This is a genomic window from Streptomyces albipurpureus (genome assembly GCF_023701525.1).
GTDB classification, from domain to species: domain Bacteria; phylum Actinomycetota; class Actinomycetes; order Streptomycetales; family Streptomycetaceae; genus Streptomyces; species Streptomyces albipurpureus.
On the sequence record NZ_JAMQAW010000078.1, the window covers coordinates 1 to 25,988 of the forward strand.

20 protein-coding genes and 2 pseudogenes are annotated in these 25,988 nt (G+C 70.0%); 6 read left to right on the forward strand and 16 right to left on the reverse strand.

Going from position 1 to position 25,988, the window contains the following annotated elements:
* Nucleotides 1-71: 71 nt before the first annotated feature.
* Both NBG84_RS41680 and NBG84_RS35470 read left to right on the forward strand, forming a co-directional pair.
* Nucleotides 72-320 (forward strand): annotated as a pseudogene (locus NBG84_RS41680) (SIS domain-containing protein); the annotation flags it as partial.
* Nucleotides 321-676: 356 nt separating this feature from the next.
* Nucleotides 677-829, forward strand: a pseudogene (locus NBG84_RS35470) (D-beta-D-heptose 1-phosphate adenosyltransferase); the annotation flags it as partial.
* A gap of 63 nt (nucleotides 830-892) precedes the next feature.
* Here the strand turns inward: NBG84_RS35470 and NBG84_RS35475 are convergent.
* Nucleotides 893-1,123: a DUF397 domain-containing protein gene (locus NBG84_RS35475; RefSeq protein WP_250923816.1), complete on the reverse strand. Its 231-nt coding sequence runs from the start codon at nucleotides 1,121-1,123 to the stop codon at nucleotides 893-895.
* Nucleotides 1,120-2,034 carry a helix-turn-helix domain-containing protein gene (locus NBG84_RS35480; RefSeq protein ID WP_250923817.1) on the reverse strand — a complete coding sequence of 305 codons (915 nt, stop codon included), beginning with the start codon at nucleotides 2,032-2,034 and terminating at the stop codon, nucleotides 1,120-1,122. Before NBG84_RS35480 ends, NBG84_RS35475 begins: the two co-directional genes overlap by 4 nt.
* A 558-nt stretch (nucleotides 2,035-2,592) precedes the next feature.
* On the opposite strand from NBG84_RS35480, the gene NBG84_RS35485 reads away from it, so the two are divergent.
* From NBG84_RS35485 to NBG84_RS35495, 3 genes are read left to right on the forward strand one after another with little or no spacing between them, the layout of a single operon-like run.
* Nucleotides 2,593-3,864: an NsdA family TPR-like regulatory protein gene (locus NBG84_RS35485; RefSeq protein ID WP_250923818.1), complete on the forward strand. Its 1,272-nt coding sequence runs from the start codon at nucleotides 2,593-2,595 to the stop codon at nucleotides 3,862-3,864.
* Nucleotides 3,861-4,373 (forward strand): NUDIX domain-containing protein, encoded by a 513-nt coding sequence (locus NBG84_RS35490; RefSeq protein WP_250923819.1) that lies wholly within the window; start codon nucleotides 3,861-3,863, stop codon nucleotides 4,371-4,373. The genes NBG84_RS35485 and NBG84_RS35490 overlap by 4 nt, the downstream gene beginning before the upstream one ends.
* Before the next feature lie 46 nt (nucleotides 4,374-4,419).
* A complete protein-coding gene (locus NBG84_RS35495; RefSeq protein ID WP_250923820.1) occupies nucleotides 4,420-5,682 on the forward strand; it encodes an NsdA family TPR-like regulatory protein in 1,263 nt (420 codons plus the stop codon).
* 1,350 nt (nucleotides 5,683-7,032) lie between these two features.
* On the opposite strand, the gene NBG84_RS35500 is transcribed toward NBG84_RS35495, so the two are convergent.
* Together NBG84_RS35500 and NBG84_RS35505 are read right to left on the reverse strand one after the other, a co-directional pair.
* Entirely contained in the window at nucleotides 7,033-8,469 is a 1,437-nt protein-coding gene (locus NBG84_RS35500) for an APC family permease (RefSeq protein WP_250923821.1), read from the reverse strand.
* 14 nt (nucleotides 8,470-8,483) lie between these two features.
* A complete protein-coding gene (locus tag NBG84_RS35505; protein ID WP_250923822.1) occupies nucleotides 8,484-9,908 on the reverse strand; it encodes a flavin monoamine oxidase family protein in 1,425 nt (474 codons plus the stop codon).
* A gap of 115 nt (nucleotides 9,909-10,023) precedes the next feature.
* On the opposite strand from NBG84_RS35505, the gene NBG84_RS35510 reads away from it, so the two are divergent.
* The gene (locus NBG84_RS35510) at nucleotides 10,024-10,647 is read left to right on the forward strand and encodes a TetR/AcrR family transcriptional regulator (RefSeq protein ID WP_250923823.1); all 624 of its coding nucleotides are present in this window, start codon (nucleotides 10,024-10,026) and stop codon (nucleotides 10,645-10,647) included.
* A 441-nt stretch (nucleotides 10,648-11,088) separates the two neighbouring features.
* Here NBG84_RS35510 and NBG84_RS35515 read toward each other — a convergent pair whose 3' ends face one another.
* The 12 genes from NBG84_RS35515 to NBG84_RS35570 all read right to left on the reverse strand — a co-directional run bounded on the left by NBG84_RS35515 (nucleotide 11,089) and on the right by NBG84_RS35570 (nucleotide 25,848).
* A complete protein-coding gene (locus NBG84_RS35515) occupies nucleotides 11,089-12,165 on the reverse strand; it encodes a zinc-binding dehydrogenase (RefSeq protein WP_250923824.1) in 1,077 nt (358 codons plus the stop codon).
* Nucleotides 12,166-12,193: 28 nt separating this feature from the next.
* Nucleotides 12,194-13,657 carry an aldehyde dehydrogenase gene (locus tag NBG84_RS35520; RefSeq protein WP_250923904.1) on the reverse strand — a complete coding sequence of 488 codons (1,464 nt, stop codon included), beginning with the start codon at nucleotides 13,655-13,657 and terminating at the stop codon, nucleotides 12,194-12,196.
* Nucleotides 13,658-13,695: 38 nt separating this feature from the next.
* Nucleotides 13,696-15,573, reverse strand: coding sequence for an alkyl/aryl-sulfatase (locus NBG84_RS35525; RefSeq protein ID WP_250923825.1), 1,878 nt, complete (start codon nucleotides 15,571-15,573; stop codon nucleotides 13,696-13,698).
* A gap of 110 nt (nucleotides 15,574-15,683) precedes the next feature.
* Nucleotides 15,684-17,516 (reverse strand): AMP-dependent synthetase/ligase, encoded by a 1,833-nt coding sequence (locus NBG84_RS35530; RefSeq protein WP_250923826.1) that lies wholly within the window; start codon nucleotides 17,514-17,516, stop codon nucleotides 15,684-15,686.
* Between the two features lie 47 nt (nucleotides 17,517-17,563).
* On the reverse strand, nucleotides 17,564-18,388 hold the full coding sequence (locus tag NBG84_RS35535) for an enoyl-CoA hydratase/isomerase family protein (RefSeq protein WP_250923827.1): 825 nt from the start codon (nucleotides 18,386-18,388) through the stop codon (nucleotides 17,564-17,566).
* Between the two features lie 482 nt (nucleotides 18,389-18,870).
* Nucleotides 18,871-20,076, reverse strand: coding sequence for a TetR/AcrR family transcriptional regulator (locus NBG84_RS35540; protein WP_250923828.1), 1,206 nt, complete (start codon nucleotides 20,074-20,076; stop codon nucleotides 18,871-18,873).
* A gap of 115 nt (nucleotides 20,077-20,191) precedes the next feature.
* Nucleotides 20,192-20,977, reverse strand: a complete 786-nt coding sequence (locus NBG84_RS35545; RefSeq protein ID WP_250923829.1) for an SDR family NAD(P)-dependent oxidoreductase — start codon at nucleotides 20,975-20,977, stop codon at nucleotides 20,192-20,194.
* A gap of 119 nt (nucleotides 20,978-21,096) precedes the next feature.
* Nucleotides 21,097-22,260 (reverse strand): CaiB/BaiF CoA transferase family protein, encoded by a 1,164-nt coding sequence (locus tag NBG84_RS35550; protein ID WP_250923830.1) that lies wholly within the window; start codon nucleotides 22,258-22,260, stop codon nucleotides 21,097-21,099.
* Between the two features lie 78 nt (nucleotides 22,261-22,338).
* A complete protein-coding gene (locus tag NBG84_RS35555) occupies nucleotides 22,339-23,133 on the reverse strand; it encodes an enoyl-CoA hydratase/isomerase family protein (protein WP_250923831.1) in 795 nt (264 codons plus the stop codon).
* Nucleotides 23,134-23,204: 71 nt separating this feature from the next.
* Entirely contained in the window at nucleotides 23,205-24,401 is a 1,197-nt protein-coding gene (locus NBG84_RS35560) for an NAD(P)/FAD-dependent oxidoreductase (RefSeq protein WP_250923832.1), read from the reverse strand.
* Nucleotides 24,398-24,595 (reverse strand): ferredoxin, encoded by a 198-nt coding sequence (locus tag NBG84_RS35565; protein WP_250923833.1) that lies wholly within the window; start codon nucleotides 24,593-24,595, stop codon nucleotides 24,398-24,400. Before NBG84_RS35565 ends, NBG84_RS35560 begins: the two co-directional genes overlap by 4 nt.
* A 20-nt stretch (nucleotides 24,596-24,615) precedes the next feature.
* Nucleotides 24,616-25,848, reverse strand: a complete 1,233-nt coding sequence (locus NBG84_RS35570) for a cytochrome P450 (RefSeq protein WP_250923834.1) — start codon at nucleotides 25,846-25,848, stop codon at nucleotides 24,616-24,618.
* Nucleotides 25,849-25,988: the final 140 nt, after the last annotated feature.

The following is a 25,988-nucleotide window of genomic DNA, read 5'->3' on the forward strand; positions in this document are numbered from 1 at the left end:
CCGGGGCGTCAGGTGCCAGCCGGCCGGTACCAACTCGCCCTGTCCGCTTCGTACTTCGAGGGAGCTGTCCCGTGCCCCTGCCGGGCCGCGCTCACATACAGGCGCTCGTCGCCGCGTTACCCCTGCTCGACACCGGCCGTCTCCAGACCTGGGGCCGCCGGCTTGCCGAGCGGCTGCCCGCAGGCGGCCGGCTGTTGGTCGCGGGCAACGGCGGCTCGGCGGTCGAGCCCCAGCACCTGACCTCCGAGCTCGTCGGTCGCTTCCGCGCTGAGCGGACGCCGCTATCCGCCATCGCGCTGCACGCCGACTCCTCCTCGGTGACCGCCATCGCCAACGACTACGGGCCAGAGGAGGTCTTCGCCCGGCAGGTCCGCGCGCACGCCCCCCGGCGACGTCCTGCTCCTGCTCCTGCTCTCCACCTCCGGCACCAGCCCCAACGTGCTCGCCGCCGCCGAGACCGGCCGGGAGATCGGCCTCACCGTCTGGGCGCTGACCGGCCCGGCCCCGAACCCTCTCGCCGATGCCGCGCACCAGGCCGTGTGCGTGGACGCTGCCCAGGTCGCCACCATCCAGGAATGCCTACCTGGTCGCCGTGCACCTCCTGTGCGCGGCCGTCGACACCCACCTCACCGAACCGGCACTTCCCCCAGGCGCGGAGCCGCACGGCGCACGGCGGCTGGCGGTGGTCGGCGACGTGCTGCTGGACCGCGACATCACCGGCACAGCCGACCGGCTCTCCCCGGAAGCCCCCGTCCCCGTCATCTCCGCCGCCCGCAGCTCCGACCGGCCGGGCGGCGCCGGGCTCGCCGCCGTCCTCGCCGCCCGTGAGCCGGGCTGGCCCCTCCCGCCCTGGTGAGCTTGTGCGGGAGGGGCGGTCTGCGGCCGAAGTGACCTACGCGGTGGTCGGGGGCTGCTGGACCGTTGTGTGGAGGAAGGCGTTCCAGGTGCTATGGCGGATGGTCAGCGGGGCCTGGTGGGGTTGCTTGGAGTCGCCGAGCAGTATGAAGCCGGTCGCGTGAGGGTGGGGGGCTGCCTGGACGCAGTTGCCGCCGCCTCCGCTGTAGGAGGAGACCGTCCAGGTGATGGCGGACGGGTGGGGAAGGGGCGGGTGCTGACGGTTCACGAGTGGAACTCCTGGATCTGATTCTTGAGGTGGTTGCGGGTGCGTGCAGGGTCGAGAGCCCGGGGCCACAGATGGGTGAAGGCATCGGTGTAGCGGGCAACTTCCGTCTCCTGGTCGAGGTAGACCGAAGTGCTCAGCGTTTCGATCCACACGATGTCCCGGGCGTGGGTGGCCTCGGGGAAGGTCATGATGACGAAGGGCCCGGCGAGGCCCGGGTGGCCTCCGACCGCTGTTGGGAGGACCCGGATGGTGGTTCCGGGCGATTCGGAGGCTGCGAGAAGGCGTTCGAGTTGTTCGCGCATGACGGCGGGGCTGCCGATGGTGCGGTGCAGAGCGCTCTCGTCGATGAGGGCGTGCAACTCGCGCGCCGCTCCGGCGGCGATGGTGCGCTGGCGGTGAAGTCGTACGTCGCACAGGCCGTCGATCGCCTCGACTGTCAGGTCCGGGCGGAACGCGGTGATGGCGTGGCGGGCGTACTCGGCGGTCTGCAGCAGGCCAGGGATGACGGCCAACTCGAAGTTGCGCAGCCGGGTTGCCTGGGCTTCGAGTTCGAGGAAGTTTCCGAACTTCATCGCGTCGAGGAGGTCGCCGTGGCGGCGCCATAGGGGTGGCCTCTGGCGGCGGCCGGTGGCTGTGGCGTCGGGTGGTGGGAGGAATCCCATGACTTCGGTGTGGTCCCGCTTGTCGGCTTGGTACAGGTCGAGGAGCGCGGTGACCAGGTCGCGGGGAACGGTGCGGCGCCGGCCGTTCTCGATGCGGCTCAGCGCGCTGGCGTCCGTGCGCAGGCCCAGTTCCTGGCAGTGCGTGGCAGCGGCCACGAGGGTGAGACCTCCTCGGAGGCGCAGTCGCTCGAGGCGGCGGCCCACCTCGCCCAGTGCCACGGATCCTGGTGCCTGCTTCTGTTCCGGCATGGCCACCAGTGTGACGGTTCGCCGAACTCCCCGACAAGGCACATCGTTCGAGCAATTTGTTCGGGCCTGTTGCTAAGAGTGTCCGACAGGGAGCATTCTAACGAGCGTCACGAACCGTGCATGCTGCGTTGCGGGTTGTGGCATATGCGTGTGGGCCGTCGCGGTTGACGGCTGTCTCCCAGGGTGTGAGGAGGACGGTTCCATGATCGGCCGTCCGATCCTGCTCGGAGCTCTGCTTGAGGAGCGCGGATGGGAGAGCCGGCAGGTGTTCTGCCTCCACTTCAACCACACGGCGGTGAAGCTCGCCCGGGAGGCGGACGTCCCGAGGCTCGCCGAGGTGACCGCGCCGAGGACCACCTTCCAGCGGTGGCCGACGGGCGGCTCGCGCCCGTGGTCGGGGCGGCCATCTACTCGCTGCCGAGGTCCAGTTCATCAACGAGATCCACATCGTGGAAGTCGCCCAAACCCATCTCCTGCGGCGGCGCAACCCCGGGCTCTACGGCGTTCCGATCCTCAGCTTCAGCACCTGACAGCGGCCCCGGTAGAGAGGAGCGGCAGATGACTCGGGCGACCCGGTTCGGACAGTTAGTCCGGGACCGCGGCTGGACGTACGAGACCTTCAGCGCGCACTTCGGCCGCGCCGCGAGAGACGTCGCACAGCGCTCCGGTGACCGCCGTCTTGCCTCGCTGATGGTCTCGCGCAGTACCTTCGAGCGGTGGATGGCCGGTGATATCAAGAACGTGCCTCGCAGCGGCCCCCGCCGGATTCTGGAGCATCTCTTCGGTGAACCCGCCGCAGTTCTCTTCTCCAGCCCTGACACCCCAACTCACCTCCCCGACCTGGGCATCCTGGCCCTCGCTACCCCGGAGCTGACGACCGACGACCCGTACCTGGCGGCGATGGAAACCTTCCGGAACACCGACCGGCGGCAGGGCGGAAGTAGCCTCTACCCAGCAGTGCTGCACTATCTGCGCACCACTCTCGGGCCTGTGCTGTTCGGCGCCACGGCGCAATCCGCCGGGGAGACGGCCTTCCGGGCGGCTGCCGTGCTGACGGAGATGGCCGGGTGGATGGCGCACGACACCGGCCGTGACGCACTCGCCCGCAACCACTTCACCCACGCGCTGCGCCTGGCCCGCGGGGCCGCCGCGCCGTCCGTCGCGGGCAACGTGCTCGCGGCGATGAGCCATCTCGCACTCCAGAACAACGGGCCCGACCATGCCCTTCAGCTCGCCCGGACGGGGCTCGCCAGCCTGCACGGTTCAGCGCCGGTCCCGATGCTCGCCGCCCGGCTCCACACCATGAAGGCCCGTGCCCTGGCCCAGCGGCAAGACCACACCGGCGCCGTGAAGGCCCTTGACGCCGCCCGCCGACAGCTCGACCAGATCCCCGCGGAGCCCGTACCCGACTGGATCGCCCCCTTCGACCGGGCCGCGTTCACCAGCGGAGCCGCCTGGGTCCACCATGACCTCGGCGACCTGTCCGCCGCTGCGGTGGAAGCCCAGCGCGCGGTCACGCTGCGCGGGCCCGAACGGCGGCGCAGCCGCGCCTTCTCCCAGCTCTGTCTGGCCCGCATCCTCCTCGCCCAGGGCGAACTGGAAGGCGCGTGCGCCGTCGGTCACGATCTGCTGAACGCGTGCGCCGACCTCGGCTCCGAGCGCATCACCGAGCAGTTGACCGGCCTGGAGCGGGCACTGGCGCCCGAGCGCGCGCAGAGCGCCGTCGGGGAGCTGCTGACGCGGATCACAAACACTGCCCGGCACCGCCAACTGCTCTTTCCCACCGTGCCCGTCGGCACCGGCCCGGGCGGGGAACAATCCCCGGTATGACGACACCGCGACCCGGTGACCCGGGCTGGATGGACTACCTGGCCGAAGGCAACGCCCGGCAGGCCCGCAAGAGAACCTGCGCGGATGCGGTCATCCGCGATGCGGACGGCCGCGTGCTGCTGGTCGAGCCCAGCTACAAGAACGGCTGGGACCTGCCCGGTGGCATGGCCGAGGCCAACGAGCCCCCCGTCGACGCGCTCCGGCGCGAACTGCGTGAAGAGCTCGCCCTCGACCTGCCCGTCCGGCGGCTCCTGTGCCTCGACTGGGTGGCCCCGCATGAGCCCTGGGACGATCTGATCGCCTTCGTCTTCGACGCCGGGACCCTCACCGCCGGCCAAGCCGCCGCGGTGCGACCCCGGGACGAGGAACTGAAGGCGTGCGCGTTCTTCTCCCCCGCCAAAGCGTTCCCGCTGCTGCCCCGCGCGCAGCGCCGGCGTCTGGAACGGGCTCTGGCCGCGCTCGACAGCGGGCAGACGGCCTACCTCCACAACGGAATACCCCCGTGGTAGCACCACTGCCCGCCGTTCCGGGCGGGCCCGGAAGGAGTCGCGCCCCATGGTCCGCACTACCGTCTTTTCCGTCCTGCTCGGGCAGTTCGGTCTGACGGCGTACGAGAAGTTCCGTCCCGCCTTCCACGACGCCGCCGCCCGGGCGTCCGAGGCGCAACGGGATCCACGGCTGGCTCGCGTCATGGTCTCGCGTGCCACCTTCGACCGGTGGTCGAGCGGCCGGCTCAAGGGCGTGCCCCGCCGCGAAGCCGCCACGATCCTGCGCTATCTGTTCGATGTGCCCGCAGAGCAGCTCTTCGAGGACGCCGACATCGCCTCCCCTGCCGGTGGACCGTCAGCGGAGGCCGGGACGGTGGAGTTCGACGGTGCGCTGGAGATCGGCGCGCAGGCACGTCTGCTGACCGGTTCGAACGCGGACCCGGCCCTCATCGCGATGGTGAGCAGATCCCTGGACCGGGTCGTCGATCGCTACGAGGCCCTGGGCCCTCAGCTTCTCGCGGGTGAGACCCGGCTGCTGCGCGGCATGCTGCACACCCTCCTCGCCGGGCAGCAGCCGCCCCGGGCCCGCTCCGAGCTGTTCCGGCTCGCCGCCCAGGCGGCCGGTCTCCTCGGATACATGGCCGTGAACGCGTCCGCACCCTTTGCCACGGTGAGCGCGTACTGCACCGAGGCCGAAGTCCTCGCCCGCGAGATCGGGGACACGGAGATGGAGATGTGGGCGGCGGGCACCCGTTCCCTCGGCCTCTACTACACCGGCCGCTACCACGAAGCCGACCAGGCCGCCCGCGCGGGCATCGACCTCGCGCCCACCAGCCCGCAGGCGATCCGTCTCCTGGTCAACGGCCGCGCCCGGGCCCTGGCCCGCACCGGCGACCGCCGCGGCGCCGAAGCGACCATCGCCCGGGCCATGACCCTGTCCGACCGGCAGACCACGCTCCCTGCGGGCGTGACCTCATGCATCGCCTTCACCCCGTACTCCCTGGCACGTACGCTCGCCAACGCCATCACCGCCCGCCTCGCCCTCGGCGACACCCCGGCAGTCCTGGACCACGCCGCCGAGATCGACCCCCTCCACCCCCACGGATCACTCATCCGCACCAGCACCAGCACACCACTCGGCTGGTCCGGACCCCAACCGCCCCACCGCCACGCCGGACAGACACCCTCTGGACTACCCATCAGAACCCCCCGTCGACAGGGGCGCCGCCTAGCCCCCTCAGCCACTCCCGGCCCGGCCGACCGCCGCTCAGGGCGGGGAGTCCGACCCCCCTCGCCCACGAAGAACAAAGCCCTGAAACTCAGGGACTGATCCGCTGCCCTCCACCCCAATTCGACATCACCCAGGGGCAAAAGGGCCCCAAGCGGAGAACATCACCCCCGCCTGACCAGCTACCTGACCAGCTACCTGACGGTGCCCCGCACGGGTGCGGGGCACCGTCGGCTTCCAGCGGGTTCGTGCGCGTTCCACGTTCACCAGTCAGTCCAAGACTCTGTGTCTACCACCTGTGCCAGTGACATCGCGCGGGCCGCAGACCACTAGAGCCTTACAACGCCCAGATGTTCATCCATACTGTCCGACTGCGATGAACCGACGCTAGGTCGCTCGGTAGCGACGCAGTGCCACTGGCTTCTCGACTAGGAGCCTTCTGCCTCGCCGAGGGCAGCACGCGGGGCGAGCCGGGCTGACAGCAACGCGGTAGTGCCGCACGGACCGGTACATCGCGGCGGCGACCCGTCCGCCCGGAGGGGGCGCGGCGGGGTCGGCGCCGTGGCCGGATGTCAGGACCGAGTGGCTCAGGGTGGCGAACAGCGCGTGTATCTGCCCTGAGATGCCGCCGCAGCAGCACGGGAATGATGATACGGAGGGCCGGTCGGGGCGATCCGGGCAAGGGGGATCGGTGCCTGTCGAGGCCGGGCGGCAGGGGCCGGACGGGGTCGACCCAACCGGGGGGTACCGGCCGGGGGACTTCCGGGGCAACGCGGCCGAGGGCCAGCCGGATGTACGGGGCGGAGGCGGCAGTGCGAGCAGCGGAGGGGGTGGACCCGTGACGGAAACCGCTCCGGACAAGGGCCTCGCCACCACGCCCGCAGTGGTCTACCGCAGGAGAGCCATGCTGGTGAGCACGGGCTCGGCCGTGCCACTTGGTTGTGGCGTGATGGATCTATCAGACGACGGCCTGTCCGTATCGGGCCAAGCACACGGCCAGTGTTCGGGGGCCTGCCGGTCCGTTTGAAAGCGGTCTCGGCCATGTGAATACGCCATCGTTTCGGACATCGCAGTGCGGGCGCACGGCCGTGCCTACCGTACGGGCATGACGACACAGGTGAACGGGGCAGCGGTCTTCGGCGCTGCGGGACGGCGCGGGGAGAAGGGCTACTACTGCGACGCCCATAGCGTGTTCCGGGACGCGGGGGCCTAGGCGGGCGGTCGTCGCGACGATCGCGGCGGAGGTGAGGGATCGGGCGACGGCTACGGCGGCGAGTGTGAGGAGGGCGAGTTCGGCGCGGTCGAGGCGTTCCAGTGGGGCGCCGGTGGCGAAGAGGGCGGTGAGTGCGGTCCGGGTGAGGTGGAGGGCTACGGCTGTGAGGGCGCCGACTGCGCGTGCTGGTCATGCGGTTCCTCGCGGATGGCCGTAGGCGGACGGACTTGGTGGGTGGTTCAGCGCTCCACCGGCTCGGGACTCACATCAGCGGCATCGGCGTCCAGAGCCTGGTAGGCGTCCGGGTGTCGCCGGCGTAGCCAGAGGGCACGGCCCGCGCCGCCGGCCGCGGCGACTAGGAGAAGGACCGGTAGGCCGTTGACCGCGGGCGAGTGAGTGCCGGTCAGGTCGGCGTAGTGCCCGATGACTAGGACGATCGCGGCGCCTAGGCCGAGCAGGGAGAGCACCGGGGCGAGCACGGTGCGCCACCAGTGGCGGTCGGCCGGGTTCCGGGCGAAGTAGACGACCACGGCCAGCGAGGTGCCCAGCAACAGCACCATGATCCCGACGGTGCCCAGGGTGATCAGGCTGATGCCGAGTGTGGTGTACGGGTGGAGACCGGCGGCGGCGAAGGCACCGATCACCAAGACCGCCAGCACGGACTGTACGGCGCTGGCCCGGTATGGGGAACCGTACTTCGGATGGGTGGCGCCCAGCACGCGGGGCAGCATGTTCTCGCGCCCCAGGACGTACAGATACCGGCTGGTGGCGTTGTGCAGGGCCACGGCCGAGGCGAGCACGCTGGTGATCATCAGCAGCGCCATGATCGCGGTGACCCACTCGGCCGTGTACTCGGTGGCGAGGTTGAACACCAGGTCGCCCAGTTCCTCGTCGGCCCGGGTGCGGACGTTCTCCGGGCCCACGCCGCCGACCGCGATCCAGCTGGTCAGGCCATAGAGGAAGGCAACGATGCCCACAGCCCAGTACGACGCCAGGGCGACTGAGCGGCGCGGGTCGCGGGCCTCCTCGCCGTAGAGCGCCGCAGACTCAATGCCGGCGAAAGAGGTGAAGGCAAAAGAGAGGGTGACCGCGAGGCCCGCGCCCAGCGCGACCTTGGGCTCGAAGGAGACCGCGGGGAAGGCGGCGGCGCCCTTGTGCGCGACGATCCCGATGTTCAGCACGACGAGGATGGCGATCTCCGCGCCCATCAGTACGCCCAGCATCCGGGCGGAAAGGTCGATCTGCCGTCGCCCCAGCAGGGCGGTGAGCGCGATCGCGGCAGTGGTGTACCAGTACCAACTCAGGCCGCCGAGGATGAGGTTGGCGAAGTAGCCGATGGCCGCGAACAGGCCGATGGTGAGCGCGTTATAGGCGAGAGCGGCCAGGTAGGCGGCCGCCGCGCCCGGGACGCGGCCCAGGGCCGCGCGGATGTAGGCGTACAACGCACCGGCGTTGACGATCCGCCGGCTCATTGCCGCGTATCCCGCAGCGAAGCAGAACATGATCGCGCCGGCTATCAGATAGGCGACGGGCACACCGGCCCCGGTGCCCAAGGAGAAGCCGTAGGGCACGCTGCCGACCATCGCGGCCATGGGCGCGGTGGCCGCGATGATGAAGAATGTGATTTTCGGCGCGGTCAGGGTGCGCCTGGAGGGCGTTTCGGAGGGTTCGGGCATGGTGGGCTTCGCTTTCAGCGTGTGGCGGTGGCGGACAGGGCGGCGTGGATGTCTGCGGCGACGCGGTGACCGGATCGCACGGCGCCGTCCATGTAGCCGTTCCAGATGGCAGCGGTCTCGGTGCCGGCCCAGTGGATGACGCCGACTGGCTCACGCAGCTGCGGACCGTAGGCCGTCCAGACGCCGGCGCCGAGGCGTCCGCCGTAGCAGCCCCGGCTGTACTCCTCGGCGCTCCAGTCCAGCTCCAGGTACTCCAGCGGCTCGGCGGCCTCGGGGCCGAAGAAGTTCACCAGACACTCCACCGCGACGGCACGCCGTGCCTCCGGGCTCGCCGCGCTCAGCCGGCGCGCGTGGGCGCCCTCGAAGAAGCCCGCCAGCACGCCGTGCCCAGACCCGTACGGGGTGTTGTCGGCGACGGCGGACAGCGCCCGGTCCGGGGCCGACACCAGGCCGCTGAGTCCGGCCTCGCGCCAGAACGGCCGGCCGTAGCGGACGTTGACCTTGATGACCGAGCCCATCGGGACCTGCTGCGTGAGCTGGTCGCGCAGCGCGGGCATCGCGGGTGAGTAGCGCAGCCGGCCGGCCAGGGTCGGCGGGAGTGTGACCACGACCTGGCGGGCGGCGACCTCGCCGCCCTCGTGGCGGACCACGGCACCGTCGGACGTGTGCGCGATCGAGTAGACGGGCGAGTAGAGCCGCACCGCCTCCCCCAGCGACCCTGCGAGCGCCTCGGAGATCAGGTGGGACCCGCCGACCACGCGGCGGTCCTGGGCGCAGCCTTCCAGGCCGAGCAGCATGTCGAGCATCCCGCCGGAGGCGGTGTAGAAGAGGAAGTGCAGCAGCGACATGTCGCGCGGCTCGGCGGCGAAGATGCCGGGCACGATGAACCGCCAGAAGGCCAGGGCATCCTCGTCCTCGGTGGCGTTGTGCAGCCAGGAGTGCAGGGTGATCGCATCCCAGTCGTGGGCCCCGGGCGCGGCCCACGGCTGCTCAAGGTCCAGCGTCGCCGCCATGGCTTCTAGTTCGGTCTTGGTCCGGATGAACTCCGCGGCTGCCTCGGGCGCCAGCCGCATCTCGCCCTCGCGGTACCGCCTGGCCTCACCGCCCCAGCTGAAGACGTGGTCACCGGCCGCGTACTGCGGGTAGGTCTTCAGACCGTAGGCGTCGCACAGGGCGAGCACCGCGTCCTGGGTTGGGCCCAGCCACTGGCCGCCTACCTCGACCAGGTGCCCGTCGGACATCACCTGGCCCGCGGTCCGACCGCCGACCCGGTCGCGGGCTTCCAGGACCACCACCCGATGCCCTCGGTCCGCTAGGTCCACCGCGGCGGTCAGGCCGGCTAGGCCCGCGCCGACAACAGCCACGTCAAGACGTTCCATCTGTGCGCTCCTCGTGATCGCGAGAGATTGTGATCGCCGACGTCCCCGGTGGCTCCTCACATCCGGGCAATTTCTCGGTCGGACGTCCGACTTTTAGGGAGATTGGCACGGTGGTGACCCGCACCACAAGAGGCGGACCGGATAATCTGCGGTAACGGGACGAAAGGCGGGGACGTTGGCAACGGTCTATGTGAAGGCGGACACACGGCGGCGGCAGCTGGTCACCGCGGCTCGGCGGGTACTCGCCCGGCAGGGTCTAGCCGGCGGCACGCTGCGTGCAGTCGCTGCCGAGGCAGGGGTGGCGCTGGGCACGGTGCACTACGCCTTTCCCAGCAAGGAGCAGTTGCTGCGTGCGGTGCTTGAGGACGTGGTGGAGGACATCTCGACCGTCCTCCGCGAGGCCTCCCAGGCCAGCACCGACCTGGAGTCCGGGATTCTCTCCGCCGCCCGCACGGTCTGGTCCACGGTGATCAGGAGCGAACCCGACGAGCATCTGATGCAGTACGAACTGTCCATATGGGCACTGCGCACAGCCGGTATGGCGGAGCTGGCGCGGTGGCAGTACGACCGCTACCTGGATCTGATCACCACGCACTGGCAGCGGGTCGCCGCACGGGTCGGCGTCACCTTGTCGGTCCCCGCCGAGCAACTCGCCCGGTTGCAGCTCGCCGGCACTGACGGACTACTGCTTCAGTACCTCGTCTCCCACGACGCCCGGCGCAGCACGGCCGACCAGGAGACCCTCATCCGTCAGCTGGTGCGGTACGCAGACCCGCAGCCCGTAGCCCGGGAGCAGTGACCCGGCGCCGGACACAGCGGACCCGCGCGGACGCGAGGTCCGCTGGTGCCGCCGGTGACGTGGAGGGGGCCAGCCAGCCCCTGGTGGCCAGGTACCCAGCAACCGCGGGACCGCGGCTGCCTCCTAGCCGTTCTTCAGGTCGCCCGGACACCCTGCGGCGACCGGGCATCCGGCCCCAGGGCGTTGACATGCCTGGCTGACCTGCGGTGGCGGTACGGCGTGCTGAGAGACTGCACAGGCTGAGCCTGTACGCCGCCTGCACGCCGGTTTCCCTCATCTGCGACCGGCGCCCGGGTGAGGACCGTTGTGAGGGCAGGGGCTTGTTGTGACGTCAACTCCGGCCGTAGCGCGCATCCGCCGATCCGTCTTCGCCGCCCGGCGCACGCCGACAACCCTGGTCACGCCCATGGTGACCAGGGCTCGCAGGGTCTCCTGCCCGGCTCAGGCGATTTCGACGACCGTGCGCAGGGCCTCGCCGGTGTGCATCTGACGCAGGGCCTCGTTGATTCCGTCGAGCGGCACACGGTGGGTGATCATGGATTCCAGGTCGAGACGCCCGGCCCGCCACAGGTCGATGACTTTCGCGTAGGTCTGGCGGACGTCGGTGCCGCCGTAGAACGAGGGCAGAATGCTCTTCTCGTTGCCGACCAGCTCGCCCATGCTGATGTCGGGGAAGTCCTGCTGTCCGCCGACGCCGACCAGGCAGACAGTGCCGCCGTTGCGTGCGGCGTTGTATGCGGCGCGCAGGGTGGCTGGTTTGCCGACGGCTTCGAAGGAGTAGTCGAAGCCGAAGCCGCCGGTGAGGCGTGCCTTCGCCTCCTTGACCGCTTCGGGGGCGACCGCGTCGGTGGCGCCGAACTCCAGTGCCCAGTCGCGCCGGTTGGGGATGGGGTCGACGGCGAGGATCCGCGCGGCGCCGGCAACCTTCGCGCCCTGGACGATGCTTATGCCCACGCCGCCGAGTCCGATGACGGCCACGGAGGAACCCGGTGTCACCCGGGCGGTGTTGAGTGCTGCGCCGATGCCGGTGGTGACGCCGCAGCCGATCAGCGCGGCGACGTCATAGGGCAGGTCGTCCGGGATCGGGATCGCGGCGTAGGCGGCGATGACGGCCTCCTCGGCGAAGACGCCCTCGCCGAACATGCCGGATACGGCGGATCCATCGAGTTGGAAGTTGGGAGTGCGGAGATTGCCGAATCCGCTGCGGCACAGATGGCCGTCACCGGCCTTGCAGGACAGGCAGGTGTCGCATGGGGGCATCCAGCAGACGATAACCCGGTCTCCGGGCTTGACGTTGGTGACGCCCTCGCCGACCTCGACCACCTCGCCCGCGCCCTCGTGGCCGAGGACGCAGGGGGCGGGGTGGGGTACCAGCCCGTTCATGACCGAGAGGTCCGAGTGACACAGGCCGGCCCGGTGCATCCGCACCCGGACGCGTCCGGGGCCGAAGGAGATGGCTTGCACGTCGACGATGTCCAGTGTCTCGTCGCCGGCCTTCCGGAGGATTGCAGCGCGCATGGGGTTGGTTCTCCTCGGGTGGCGGGGGTCAGCCCTGGCGGGGCGGGATGGGCAGGTGAACGGTCTGGTACTCGAAGTAGGCGGCCAGGCCCTCGGGGCCGAACTCGCGGCCGATGCCGGAGTTCTTGAAGCCTCCGAATGGGGCGGTGGGGTCGAAGCGGAAGCCGTTGATGGTGAAGGTGCCGGTGCGGATCAGGCGGGCGAAGTGCTTGCCATGCTCGGCGTCGGCGGTGAAGACGGCGCCGGAGAGGCCGTATTCGGAGTCGTTGGCGATACGGACCGCGTCGTCCTCGGTCTCGTACTGGATGAGACAGACGACGGGTCCGAAGATCTCCTCGCGGGCGATCCGCATGTCGTTGGTCACGTCGCCGAAGAGGGTCGGCTCCACGTACCAGCCGGTCGTCCGGTTGGCTGGGGTTCCGCCGCCGGTCAGAAGCTTGGCGCCCTCTTCCTGGCCGATGCGGATGTAGTCCAGGACCCGCTGTTGCTGGGTGCGGGTGACCATCGGGCCGACGACGGTGGCGGGGTCCGTCGGGTCGCCGACCTTCAGTGCGCCGAACGCCGCGGTGAGCCCGGCGGCGACCTCGTCGTAACGCGAGGCGGGCGCGAGAACGCGGGTGAGGGCGACGCACGCCTGACCGCTGTTGGTGGCACAGGTGGCACCGACGATGACGCGCAGCGCCGTGTCGAGGTTGGCGTCCTCCAGGATGATGGCGGCGGACTTGCCGCCGAGTTCCAGGGAGACCCTGGTGAGGTTCTGGGCTGCGGCGGCCATGACGGCTTTGCCCCCGCCGACCGAGCCGGTGAAGGCGACCTTGTCGATACCGGGGTGGGCGGCGAGGTAGGCGCTGGTCTCGCGGTCAGCCGGCAGTACGGAGAGCACGCCCTCGGGCAGCCCCGCCTGCTCGCAGATCTCCGCCAGCAGATAGGAGTCGAGCGGGGTTTCGGGTGAGGGCTTCAGTACGACGGTGCAGCCGGCGAGCAGGGCGGGGGCGAGCTTGCCGGCGATGGTGAATTGGGGGACGTTCCACGGAGTGATGGCGGCGACCACTCCGACGGGTTGACGTCGTACCAGCATGGGGCCCGTGAGCCCTTGGCGTTCCTCCTCCAGGGGCAGCTGCGCGGCGGAGGCCAGCGCGGCGCCGAAGATCGCGATCGCGGAGAGGGCCTGACCACGCACCGAGAAGCTGATCGGCGAGCCGTTCTGCAGGGTGATCAGTTCTGCCATCTCTTGATGGCGCGCGAGCAGGGCGTCCTTGATCCGAGTGACGGTCTCGGCGCGCTCGGCGACGGTCAGCCGTGGCCAGGGGCCGTGGTCAAATGCCTCGCGGGCGGCGGCCACCGCCTTGTTCACGTCCTTCGGGCCGGCATGCGGGACACGGCCGACGATCTGCTCGGTCACGGGCGAGACCACCTCGATGGTCTCGCCGCCGGCGGGCTCGACCCACTGTCCGCCGATGAAGAGCTTGCCGTGTTCGATGATCTGCGCCATGTGTTGTCTGAGCTCCTCGGATAGCAGGTGGCGGGTGGTCACGGCAGGACGATGGGGAAGGTGGCGCTCGGCTGCTCCAGCAGGTCCTGGAAGGTGGCGAGCGTGCCCGCGTCGCCGTCCAGCTCGATCGCTCCGGCGGCGACCGCGTCGGTGAAGGAAGTGCGCCCGGCCAGGATCCGGTCGAGCCCGGGGCGTTCCAGGCCGAGGGTGAGCCGGGGCTTCTCCCCGCCGGGCGCGTCCCCACGCAACGGGGTGAGGACGCCGTTGCCGAGCAGCAGCGTCCACACCTCGCCCGTGTCCGAGAACTCCCAGCGCATCAGCAGCCGGTGGGCGGCGGCGCGGGGCCCATCCACGCACACGGCCAGGCTCTGGAACACCTGGCGCGTGGTGAGGGCTGCGATCATGTCGATGCTGCCGAGGGTGAGGCCGGGTCTTACCGGGGGCCGGTCGTACGGGGCACGCAACTCTTTCGCTCCGGTGAGGTAGAAGTTGCGCCAGGTGCCGTTCTCCTGTGCGTACCCCAGCCGTTCGTAGGTGGTGGCCAACAGCTCCCGGGCCTCGGTGTTCGAGGGTTCGGCGAAGACCACGTGGTTGAGTACCTCGGCGACCCAGCGGAGATCGCCTTCCTCGGCCGAGATCCGGGCCTTGGCCAGGACGGCATCGGTGCCGCCCATGTACGCCACGTAACGCTTGGCCCGCTCGACCGGCGGATGCTGCCACAGATGGGCGGGGTTGCCGTCGAACCAGCCCATGTAGCGCTGGTAGACCGCTTTGACGTTGTGGCTGAGCGAGCCGTAGTAGCCGCGGACGCTCCAGGAGCGGGCCAGCTCGGCTGGAAACTCGGTGAGTTCCTCGGCGATCTCCGCACCGGTCAGGCCGCGGTTCATCAGGCGTACGGTCTGGTCGTGGAGGTAGGCGTAGGCGTCACGCTGCTCGGTGAGGATGCGCCGGACGTTGTCGCGGCCCCAGGTCGGCCAGTGGTGGGAGCCGATCAGCACCTCGGCGTCATCGAAGAGCTGGAGGGATTCGGTGATGGAGGAGGCCCAGGCGTGGGCGTCGCGGACGAGTGCTCCGCGAAGGGTGAGCACGTTGTGCAGGGTGTGGGTGACGTTCTCCGCGATCAGCAGGACCTGGTGGTCGGGCAGTGCCAGGTTCATCTCGCTCGGCGCCTCGGTGTCGGGCGTGAGTTGGAAGACGAACCGCACGCCGTCCAGGGTGAGTTCCTGGCCTGTGGCCTCCACGGTGGCTGTCGGCGGAATGAGGCCGAAGGTGCCACGGGACATGGCTTGGGCCAGTCCGAAGCCGACCATGCCGCGAGGGCTGGCGGGGAGTGTCGCCCCGTACATGTAGACCGCGCGGCGACGCACGGCCGGTCCGGCGAAGATGTTCTCGCTGACCGCGTGCTCCATGAATTCCGCGGGCGCCACGATCTCGCACTCCCCCGCGGCGACCGTGCGTGGATCGGTGACACCGTGCACGCCGCCGAAGTGGTCACCGTGGCTGTGGGTGTAGACCACAGCTCTGACCGGGCGGTCGCCGCGGTTGCGGTGGTACAGCTCCATGGCGGCCGCGGCGGTCTCCTTGGAACACAGCGGGTCGATCGCCACCACCCCGGTGTCGCCCTCCACCAGAGTCATGTTGGAGCCGTCCAGGCCGCGCGCCTGGTAGATCCCCGGTACGACCTCGAACAGGCCCTGGTGGGCGTTGAGCTGTCCGATCCGCCACAGGTTCGGGTGGACCGTCTCTGGGCAGTCCTGCTCCAGAAAGCCCCAGCGGTCGTTGTCCCAGATCACGCGTCCCCGGCTGTTGCGGATCACGCAGGACTCGAACCGGTCGACCAGGCCGCGGGTCGCGTCGGCGAAGTCGGTGTGGTCGTCCCCGTCGGGGCCCGGGGAAGGGACGTCGGCGGTGTTCATGGCTCTCCTTGTGCTGACACGGTGCGCAGGCGCGAGCGGACGGTGGGCATCCGCCACTGCACCTCCCCGTCGGCGGCGCGGCGCGGGGGTGCCCTCGGCGGCGGGGTTCCTCAACGGGCCGCGGATGCCGCGCGGTCCTGCGGACGGGTGTAGAGCGCCTCGATCTCCTTGGCGTATTTGTCGGTGACCGCCTTGCGTCGCACCTTCATCGTGGCCGTCAGCTCGTCGCTGTTGGCCTCCCAGAACACGGGCAGGATGGTGAAGTTGCGGACCTGCTCCACGCGGGCCAGTCGGGTGTTGCCCTGGGCGACGCCTTCCTCGACTGCGGCATGGACCTCCGGGTCGCGTGCGAGAGACTCCGGGCCGCGGCCGGCGAGCCCGTGGGCTGCGGCGAAGGTGCGGGCCTCCTCGGGGTCGAGGGTGATCAGGGCGGTCACATGGGGGCGGGTGTCGCCGATCGCGACGATGGACCCGATCAGCGGGCACTCCAACTTCACGGAGTTCTCGATGTGCGAGGGCGCCATGTTCTTGCCTGACGAGTTGATGATCACGTCCTTCTTGCGGTCCACGATGCGCACATAGCCCTCGGTGTCGATGGTGGCGACGTCGCCGGTGTGCAGCCAGCCGTCCGCGTCGACGGCCTCGGCCGTCTTCGCGGGGTCGTTGCGGTAGCCGCGCATCACTCCCGGGCTGCGGAGCAGTAGTTCGCCGTCTGGGGCGAGCCGGACCTCCACACCGTGCCTGACCTGGCCGACGGTCCCCGGCCGGCGTTTGCCCGGCATGTTCGCCACCCCCGCCGCTGCGGTCTCGGTCATGCCCCAGACCTCGCACAGCGGCACGCCCAGCGCCATGAAAAACTCCAGGGCCTCCGGTGCGATCGGGGCGCCGCCGGAGGTGGTCACCCACATCCTGTCGAGGCCGAACTCCTCGCGGATCGGCCGGAGAACCTGCTCGTCGGCGAGTGCGAGTTGCTCTCGCTCCGATGGGGGCAGAGGGGTGCCGGCCACTTCCGCGCGGGCCTGTGCGGTGCCCAGCCGCAGCGCCTGGTCGATCCGGTCCTTGGACTGTCCTGGCCTGGTCGCCAGGGCCTGCTCGATCTGCGCCTTGATCTTGTACCAGATCATGGGCACGCCCATGAACCCGGTGGGGTGCACCTCTCGCAGGGCCTGGATCACGGCCCTGCCGTCGCGCACGGTGGTGACCATGGATCCGGTCGACATCGGACCGTAGTGGGCCGACCAGCGATTGGCGAGGTTGGCGTCGGGCAGGTACGAGACCATGCTGCCGCGGAGGTCTGAGCTGCCCGTGATCTCCGCCTGCGCGGTCATGTTGCTGCTCAGCGAGAAAAGGAGGTTGCCGTGGGTCAGCTCGACTCCCTTCGGGGCCCCGGTGGTACCCGAGGTGAAGATGAGGGTGAGCAGGTCGTCGCGGGTGACCGCCTGCCACGCGGCGTCGAAGTCGAAGGCTGAGCAGCCCCCAAGGGACTCAAGGTCGGCGAGGCAGACGACACCCTCCGTCTCCGCGTCGACGCAGACGACGGTTTCGACGCCGGTTTGCTCGCCGGCCGCGCGTACCCTGTCGAGGAACTGCTCCTCGCAGACGACGACATCGTTCTCCGCGATGGAGAACAGGTAGCCGATCTGGTCGGCCGGATAGGTGTTGTAGATCGAGAACGACGCGGCCCCGAGGTGCATCAGCGCCGCGTCGACCAGGTGGAACTCCGGGCGGTTGGTGAGCATCAGGGCGACGGTGCTGTGCCGGCCCACGCCGAGCGAGGCGAGCCCGGCCGCGATCCGGCGGACCCGCTGGTCGTACTGGCTCCAGGTGAGGGTCACCGTGCCGTCCGACGAGCGCAGTGCGATCTCGTCGGGTCCGGCGGCTACCGTGGCCTGGAAGACCTGGCAGAGACTCGCCGCCTCCGCCACCTGTCCGGGTGACATCATGTCGGACACGTTCAGCCTTTCTTCGTTCGAGGGGCGCTGACGCCGGGTCAGGCCGACGCCTCTGCGACGGCCTTGGCGGCCTTGGCCTCCGCGTGGGCCTTGCGGAAGGCATCGACCGCGAGCGCGTGGTCCCCTGAGGCGAAGCACTCCTTCTCGGTGGCGAGGGCCGCGTCGAGGGTGAGGTTGGCGGTGTCGAGCCAGATCCGGTTCAGCGCCTGCTTGGTGCCCTGGACGGCACGGACCGTGCCGCCGGCCAGCCGGGCCGCCAGGGTGCCCGCCTCTTCGAGCAGTTGCTCGGGCTCGACGACCCGGTTCACCAGGCCGATCCGCTCCGCCTCCACGGCGGTGAGCTTGTCACCGGTGAGCAGATACTCCTTGGCGCGCGCCATCCCAATCAGCCAGGGCCAGGCGATCAGACCGCCGTCACCGGCCACGACCCCCACGGTCACATGCGGGTCGGAGATGATCGCGGTTCGCGACATGAGGGTGATGTCGCAGAGCAGCGCGAGGGTCGCCCCGAGGCCGACGGCAGGCCCGTTGATTGCCGCGATGACCGGTTGAGGGACCTCCAGCAGATCGGTGACGATCTTGCGGGCGTCCTTGAAGAAGGCGTCGAGCGCCGGGCCGGCCGTCGGCCGTGGGCCCTTGAGGACGTTACCGCCTGCGGAGAAGGCCTTGCCCCGCCCGGTCAGTACCACGGCGCGGACGTCGTCGTCCCTGCGGATCTCCGCGAAGACCCGGGCCAACTCGCTGTGCATCGGGATGTGGATCGCGTTGTACTCGTCGGGACGATTGAACTCCACCGTGAGCACGTGTCCATCGCGGTGGAAGGTCAAGTACTCATAACTGGAGTAGCGCGCGATGCCGTTCATACAGTCCTCTTCCAGAGCTGAGCCAAGCCAGCTACTCGTTACACTAGATCGATTCAAAATAAACTTAGATCGACATAGGACCCGACCTAGAGGGGTACGATTTTACGAGAGAGGCTAATCATCATTAACCTAGGCGTCAATGGTGTGCCGGGTGGCCGCCGCCCGCAGGTGCTGTTGGTGCTCGCTCCGGGTCAGTGGCCTCCGCCGGGCGGTGGGCCGCTGCGAAGGCCGCGGCATCGTGTTCGGGCCTGACCAGTCAGGTCGCGATCAGCCCCGCGACCAGCAGGAGGGTGCCGAGTCCGACGAAGCCGGGCCGGTAGCCAGTCAGTGGGTGCGATGCGCTGTTCACCAGGGCGCGTTGACACCGCCCACGCTGTAGCAGGAGACCATCACGCCGGGCCGATCACCGGCTGTGTGGGCACACATCGCAACGGGCCCGGTCCTCCCTGCGGAGGGCCGGGCCCGTGCTGTCTCCGGCTGGTTCAGTCCGACGAGGGCACGTCGGCGGGAAGTCCCAGCACGGCGCGGCCCAGTGTGACGATCTCGTCGCGGAGCGCGGGACGAGCCCAGATCTCACCGTTCTGGCTGAGCGTGCTCACCACACTGTGCGTCGCGTGGACCAGCAGCTCGGCCTCGGCCGGGAAAAGCTCGGGCCGGTGGCCGATGAGCAGCGCCGTCCACTCGGCCACGTAGTCGTGTTGCATCCGGCGGACTGCCTGGCGCTCTTCCGCGGGTACGTTGACGATTTCGTGGAGCAGAGCCCTCATGGCGTCACCGTGCTGGATGCTGATCCGGACGAAAGAGTGCAGGGCGGCGTCGAGTGCCTGCCCGGGTTCCTCCGCGTACTCAAGGGCCGCCGAGAGGTCGAAGAGCATCGCCTCCAGGCAGCGGGTCAGCGCCGCGACCAGGATCGCCGACTTGCCGGCGAAGTGGTGATAGAGGCTGGGGCCGGCCATCCCGGCGGCGGCGGTGGCGATGTCCTCCATGCCGACCGCCTCATAGCCCCGCTCGGCGAAGAGCCGGGTGGCGACGGTGAGGACCGCCTCACGCCGAGAGACCGGAAGTAGCCGCCTGTACGGCACCGGCCGCAGGCCTCCCTCCGTGCCCTCCTCCCGTGGCTCAAGCCCGCGGAATTCGCAGATGGTCAAGGCAAGGTCGGTCATCAGCAGCCGGGCCCGCGCCGGTTCGACCTTCCCCGCGTGCTGGCTCATGGTGGCGAAGACGGCCATGACCGCCCTCAGCAGCAGCTCCACGAGATCGGCCGACAGCTCCGGACGGGATGTGGCGATCGCGGAACGCAGCGGCTCTATGGTGGCGACGTAACGCGCACGCAGCTCATGCCGCTGTTCCTGCGGCAGATGTGCCAGTTCCCGTTCCCACAACACGCCCGTATGGCGCCGGTCCAGCATGGCCACGGCGACGGCGTCGAGCATGCCGCGCAGATCGCGGAAGTCGCCGAGGAAGGGTTCGGTGTTCTTGTCGATCGCGTCGACCAGGGTGGCCTGCAGCAGCTCCTGCTTGCCCCGGAAATGCCGGTACAGGGCGGGGCCGGAGATGCCGACCGCTTCGGCGATGTCCGAGATGCCGACGTTGTGAAACCCGGACGTGCGGAACTGCTCGGAGGCGGCAGCGATGATCTGCTGCTTCCGGTTCCGGGGGCGCGTGCTCCTCGGCCGGGCTTCGGTCATCGGCTCGCTTTCTCCACTGTTCAGTTCCCCGCATCGGTAACAACCGATGGTAACCGCCCTGCCGGCCAGCCGTTCTCCGGTTCGTCGTTCTCCGGGCGGGCGGAAGAAGGCCGGGTCAGCGATAGAGGTGGAGGATGTGACCGGACATGAACTGCGAGTCCGGACAGGCCAGGTAGCGGACGGCGCGGGCCACGTCGGCCTCGGTGCCCACACCGGCCATGAGCGCCTCGGCACGCCGGGGGTCGCGCTCGCCGATCTCCCGGGCCCGCATCCGCAGCCGGCCGGTCGCGATGGGGCCGGGCGCGACGCAGTTGGCACGGACGCCCGACGCGGCGAGGTCGGCGGCCAGGTACCGGGTGTAGTGCATCACGGCGGCCTTGCTGACGCCGTAGTGCGCGTAGGTGGCGCTGTCGGTGGGCTGGACCCCGGTCACCGAGCCCATGGTGACGATGGCGGGCCGATCGGCGCCGAGCAGGGCGGGCAGCGCGGCCTGCACCGTGGTGATGGTGCCGTAGAGGTTGCGGCGCATGACCTCGTCGAGTTGCTCCAGGTCGACGGCGGAGCCCCGGTTGCTGTCCAGGGGCCCGGATCCGCCGCCGGCGTTGCAGACCAGGGCGTTGAGAGAGCCCCACTCGCCGGTGATGCGCGCGACCAGGTCTTCCATCGCGGCCGTGTCGGTGGTGGATGCCTCGGCCGAGATGACCTTGGCGCCCGTGGCCTCCAACTCGGTCATGACGGATTGCGTCTGATCGTCCTCGTAGGCGCGAAAACCCTCGAAGTCGACGTCGACGACGGCCACGTCGTAGCCGGCGCGGGCGAGTTCGAGTGCGACGGCCCGGCCGATACCGCGCGCGGCACCGGTCACCAGAGCGGTCCTCCTGCTGCTGTCAGACTCCTGCATGTGGTCTCCCGACAATCGTGTGGTGGTGCCCGGCGAGATCAGCCGGACACGGTTGGGTGGCCAGGACAGGCCCGCCCGGCAAGATCCGTCAGAACCCGTCAGGATCCATCGGAAGCGGCCTAGCGAACGACGCCCTCGGCGCGCAGTTGGGCGACGGCTTCGGGGCTGTAGCCGGCCTGGGCCAGCACTTCGTCGGTGTGCGCCCCGACGACCGGCGCGGGCTCCGGCTCGGTGGCGGGTGTGTCCGAGAACCGGGGTACGGGCGCGGGCTCGATGCCGCCGTGCGCGCCGGTACGGAATGTTCCGCGGGCCACGTTGTGGGGGTGGTGCGGGGCCTCGGTCAACGAGAGGACCGGGCTCACACAGGCGCCCCGCCCTTCGAAGGTCCGCGCCCAGTCTTCGCGGGTACGACCCGCGAAGACCCGGGCGAGGGTCTCGCGCATGGCCGGCCACGCCGCGCGGTCGTACTGGTCGGCGAAGCGGGGGTCGCTGCCGAGCCCGAGGGTCTCCACCAGCGCCGTGTAGGAGCGCCGGTCGCCGATGCCGAGGGCGACATGGCGGTCGTCGGAGCAGCGGTAGACCCCGTACCAGGGGGAGCCGCCGTCGATGGTGTTGGACTCGCGCCGGTCCTGCCACCGGTCCTGGGCCAGGAAGCCGTGGACCATGGCCAAGAGGGAGGCTGAGCCGTCGGACATGGCCGCGTCGACCACCTGGCCGCGGCCGGTGGTGCGGGCGCTGACCAGCGCGCTGATCACGCCGAAGGCCATCAGCAGACCGCCGCCCATGTCGCCGATCAGGTTGAGTGGGATGACCGGAGTGTGGGCGGGCCCGATGGCGTGCAGCGCGCCGGTGAGGGCGACGAAGTTGATGTCGTGCCCGGGCTCGTGGGCGAGCGGCCCGTCCTGGCCCCAGCCCGTCATCCGGCCGTAGACCAGAGCACGGTTGTGGGCCAGCAGCGCCTCGGGGCCCACGCCGAGGCGTTCGGTGACGCCGGGGCGGAACCCCTCGATCACGATGTCCGTTTCGGTGGCGAGGGTGAGCACGATCCCGGTGCTGTCAGAGTGCTTGAGGTCGACGGTGATGGACCGCCGCCCGCGGTGCAGCACCGGCGCGGGGTTGTCCAGACCGGCCTCCTGCGGCCGGTCGATGCGGATCACGTCCGCGCCGAGGTCGCCGAGCAGCATCCCCGCGTACGGAGCGGGGCCGATGCCGCCGAGCTCCAGCACGCGTACGCCCGTCAGCGGACCGTTGGTGTCGAGACCCGTCCGGGTCAGGGTGTTCATGGAGACACTCCTCGTTCTCGTGGATCGATCCCGGCCCACGCCCGCAGCTGGGGGCAGGGACGAGGGCGGGGCCGGTGGTCAGCCGGTCGCTCCGAAGCGGGGCGGGCGCTTCTCGATGAACGCCAGTCGCGCCTCCTCGGCGTCGGGCGACGCCGCGCACCAGGCGTAGGTCTCGGCTTCCAGCGGCAGGTAGTCACCGAGCGACAGGCTCTGGGCGGCGAGCAGGTTGCGCCGGGTCGAGGCGACCGCGTTCGGTGAGTAGGAGGCGATCCGGGCCGCGGTCTCCCGGACCTTCGTCGAGAGCTCCTCGGGCGGCAGTACTTCGTTGACCAGCCCGTAGTCGGCGATCTCCTGGCCTCGCAGCTTCGGTGAGAGCAGCATCAGCTCTCTGGCCTTGGCGGGGCCGACCAGCCGGGTCAGGTGCCAGGAAGCTCCCAGGTCGCCGGCGAAGGCGACCTTGATGAAGGCGGGGCTCAGCACGGTGGTCGTGTCGGCGTACCGGAAGTCGCAGCCTAGGGCGAAGGACATATGGGCGCCGGCGCAGCCGCCGCGGATCTCAGCGATGGTGGGGGTGTTCATGTCGTACATGAAGTGGACCAGCCGTGTGTAGTGAAGCAGCGAGGTCCGACCCTTGAGGTGGTCGCCTGGTGGGTACGGGGGCGGCGCGGTGTCGGCGTTGTCCCGGCCGACGCCCCAGTGGGCGCCGGTACTGGTGAAGACGACGGCGCCGACGGCCGGGTCGTTCTCGGAGCGCTCCAGCGCGTCGAGCAGGCCGTCGGCCATCTCGAACGTGAAGGAGTTGCGGCGCTCGGGACGGTTCATCGCGATGGTCGCGACGCCCTCGGCCACGGTGAAGACGACGGTGTCCGTCATGGTGTGTCTTTCTGCTCGAAGGGCATGAGGGGACCTGGATCGGCACGGCGGCGCGGGTTGGGTCTGTTCGGTCAGCCGTTCGCCGCCGCTGCCGCCGGGCGGGGCCACGGGGCCCGCTCGATGACCTGGGCGCGCAGTGCGCGCGCCTCGCGCGGCATGTTCCAGGTCACGCCTGCGGTGATCCGACCGTTCTGCCCGTAGACACCGGCGAAGGGGCCCCCGTCCGGGCCGCCGGAGACCACGGTGAAGTCGGCGTCGGCGCAGGGACGGCCGTAGGCCTGGATCTTCACGTCGTACTGGTCGGTCCAGAAGTACGGCACCGGGGCGAACGGGAGCCGTCGGCCGAGCAGGGTGCGGGCGGCGGCCATGCCCTGCTCCGTGGCGTTCATCCGGTGCTCCACCCGGATCCTGCCGTGGTCGGGGTGCACCCAGGACGCGACGTCCCCGGCCGCCACGATGCCCGGCGCGGCCTCGCAGAACTCGTCGCACAGCACACCGTCGCCGACCGGCAGACCGCTGTCGCGCAGCCACTCGACTGCGGGCACGGAGCCGATCGCGACGAGGACCACCTCGGCGGGGATCTCCGAGCCGTCGTCCAGCCGCACTCCTGCGACCCGGCCCCGGTCCTCAGTAAAGCCCGTCACTCCGGTGTCGCAGCGCACATCGACCCCGTGTGCGCGGTGTAGGGAGGCGACCCGGGAGGCGACATCGCCGCCCAGCTGACGCACCATCGGGGCGCTGAGCGGGTCCACGAGGGAGACCGGGCAGCCGAGTTCGCGCGCCACCGCGGCGGCCTCTGCGCCGAGGAACCCCGCGCCTATCACCACCACGGAGGGAACCGAGCGCAGGGAGTCTCGCAGCTTCAGCGCGTCCTCTAGGTCGCGCAGTGCGTGTACGCCGTCGAGCTCTCGCGCGAACGGTAGGCGGCGCGGTCGCACGCCGGTGGCGACGACCAGACCGTCGAACGGAACCTGAACGCCGTCCGCCAGCTCGATGGTGCGCCCCGCGACGTCCAGGCTGACTGCCTTCCGGCCGAGTAGCCACTCGGCGTCCAGCCCGTCGAGCGCCTCCGCAGGGCGCAGGGCGATCCGCTCGGGCTGCCATTCGCCCTTGAGGATCTGCTTGGAGAGGGGAGGTCGGTCGTACGGCGGATGCTGCTCCTCGCCGATCAGCGTCAACCGCCCGGTGAAGCCCTCGCGGCGCAGGGTCTCGGCCGCGGTGAGTCCAGCCGCCGAGGCGCCGACCACGACGATCCGTGACAGCGTCATCGCTCGGCCACCGCGATGGCCACGGCGGGGCAGAGCAGGGCTGCCTCCTGGACTGACGCGTGCAGCTCCGATCCGGGGTTCTCCATCAGCAGGAAGGCCACGCCGTCCTCGTCGCGCTGGTCGAACACCTCGGGCGCCGCGACCACGCACTGCCCGCCGCCGACGCACTTGGCCTCGTCGATGTGGATCTTCATGAGTCGAGGTCCTCTCGGTATTACCAGGTCACCAGGAGCGAGTGAGCTCCGTAGATCGACATGTCGTGCTTGAAGTGGATGTCGCCGAGCGGCTCGGCGAGCGCCAGGGTGGGGATACGGCGGAACAGGGTGCTGAAGACGACCTGCAGCTCCACCCGGGCCAGTTGCTGCCCCAGGCACTGGTGCACGCCGAAGCCGAAGGCCAGGTGGTGGCGCGCGGGGCGGGTGACGTCCAGGTCGTCCGCCGGGAGCGTGGCATCGGTCTCGAACGCCGACGCGTCCCAGTTGGCGGTGTCGATCGGGCAGATGATGCCCTCGCCCTTGCGGATGAGCCGGCCGCCGATCTGGATGTCCTCGCCCGCCACGCGGCGCAGGCCGCTGTGGACGACCGTGAGGTAGCGCAGCAGCTCCTCGACGGTGCTCGCGATCAGCGCCGGGTCGTCGGTGGAACGCACCTTCTCCAGCTGGTCGGGGTGGGTCAGCAGGGCGGCCGTGCCGAGGGCGATCATGTTCGCGGAGGTCTCGTGGCCCGCGGTGAGCAGCAGCAGGGCCATCTTCGCCAGCTCGTCGAGGCTGCGGATTCCGGGCTTCAGCTGTTCCTGGGCCAGCCGGCTGAGGAGGTCGTCGGCGGGCTCGGTGACCTTCTTGTCAAGCAGCCCGCTCAGCAGTTCGAGCAACTGGTCGGTGGCGGCGACGGTGTCCTCGGGGGTGGAGGCCCGGTCCACGAACGCCTTGGTGAGGCTGTGGAAGCTGTCCTGCGCGCTGTATGGGACGCCTAGCAGCTCGCAGATCATCAGCGACGGCACGGGCAGGGCGAACGCCTCGACCAGGTCGACCGGCTTGGGGCCGGCCAGCATGTCGTCGAGCAACTTGTCGGTGATCGTCTGGATGTGCTCGCGCAGCGCCTGCATCCGCTTGGCGGTGAAGTCACGGGCCAGCACGCGACGGGGCTCGTCGTGCTCCACCGGGCCGTCGCTCGTGAAGAAGCTCTTGGCCCGCTTCCGGCGGGCCTGGATGGCGGCCGACTGGTGGGGAAAGTCCGGGTTGTCCGTGTCGGAGCTGATGGCCGGGTGGCTGAGCACGGCACGGATGTCCTCATGGCGGGTGACTAGCCAGGGCTCGCTGCCATTCCAGATGCGGACACGGGTGATGGGCGCGCTCTGCTGGAGGTCGAGGAGTGCCGACGGCGGGTCGAAGGGGCAGCGGGCGTCCCGTTCCATCGGAAACGCGGGGGGTGCGGTGGTGTGGGCCATGGGTTCTCCCTGGAGTCACGAGCGGAGCGCCGCCGCCCTCTCGGCCACTACTATGATTCGAATCATAATTAACTTACTATCGCCCATGTCAAGAGTTTCTCCACTACAGCGCACTATCGATCACAGACTTACCTCTAATC

Bases quoted from the DNA above. Each gene is read 5' to 3' on its own strand.
- NBG84_RS35480 (WP_250923817.1), bottom strand. From the start codon at position 2,034: ATGCCGGAACAGAAGCAGGCACCAGGATCCGTGGCACTGGGCGAGGTG.
- NBG84_RS35485 (WP_250923818.1), top strand. From the start codon at position 2,593: ATGACTCGGGCGACCCGGTTCGGACAGTTAGTCCGGGACCGCGGCTGG.
- NBG84_RS35490 (WP_250923819.1), top strand. From the start codon at position 3,861: ATGACGACACCGCGACCCGGTGACCCGGGCTGGATGGACTACCTGGCC.
- NBG84_RS35495 (WP_250923820.1), top strand. From the start codon at position 4,420: ATGGTCCGCACTACCGTCTTTTCCGTCCTGCTCGGGCAGTTCGGTCTG.
- NBG84_RS35500 (WP_250923821.1), bottom strand. From the start codon at position 8,469: ATGCCCGAACCCTCCGAAACGCCCTCCAGGCGCACCCTGACCGCGCCG.
- NBG84_RS35515 (WP_250923824.1), bottom strand. From the start codon at position 12,165: ATGCGCGCTGCAATCCTCCGGAAGGCCGGCGACGAGACACTGGACATC.
- NBG84_RS35520 (WP_250923904.1), bottom strand. From the start codon at position 13,657: ATGGCGCAGATCATCGAACACGGCAAGCTCTTCATCGGCGGACAGTGG.
- NBG84_RS35525 (WP_250923825.1), bottom strand. From the start codon at position 15,573: ATGAACACCGCCGACGTCCCTTCCCCGGGCCCCGACGGGGACGACCAC.
- NBG84_RS35530 (WP_250923826.1), bottom strand. From the start codon at position 17,516: ATGATGTCACCCGGACAGGTGGCGGAGGCGGCGAGTCTCTGCCAGGTC.
- NBG84_RS35535 (WP_250923827.1), bottom strand. From the start codon at position 18,388: ATGAACGGCATCGCGCGCTACTCCAGTTATGAGTACTTGACCTTCCAC.
- NBG84_RS35540 (WP_250923828.1), bottom strand. From the start codon at position 20,076: ATGACCGAAGCCCGGCCGAGGAGCACGCGCCCCCGGAACCGGAAGCAG.
- NBG84_RS35545 (WP_250923829.1), bottom strand. From the start codon at position 20,977: ATGCAGGAGTCTGACAGCAGCAGGAGGACCGCTCTGGTGACCGGTGCC.
- NBG84_RS35550 (WP_250923830.1), bottom strand. From the start codon at position 22,260: ATGAACACCCTGACCCGGACGGGTCTCGACACCAACGGTCCGCTGACG.
- NBG84_RS35555 (WP_250923831.1), bottom strand. From the start codon at position 23,133: ATGACGGACACCGTCGTCTTCACCGTGGCCGAGGGCGTCGCGACCATC.
- NBG84_RS35560 (WP_250923832.1), bottom strand. From the start codon at position 24,401: ATGACGCTGTCACGGATCGTCGTGGTCGGCGCCTCGGCGGCTGGACTC.
- NBG84_RS35565 (WP_250923833.1), bottom strand. From the start codon at position 24,595: ATGAAGATCCACATCGACGAGGCCAAGTGCGTCGGCGGCGGGCAGTGC.
- NBG84_RS35570 (WP_250923834.1), bottom strand. From the start codon at position 25,848: ATGGCCCACACCACCGCACCCCCCGCGTTTCCGATGGAACGGGACGCC.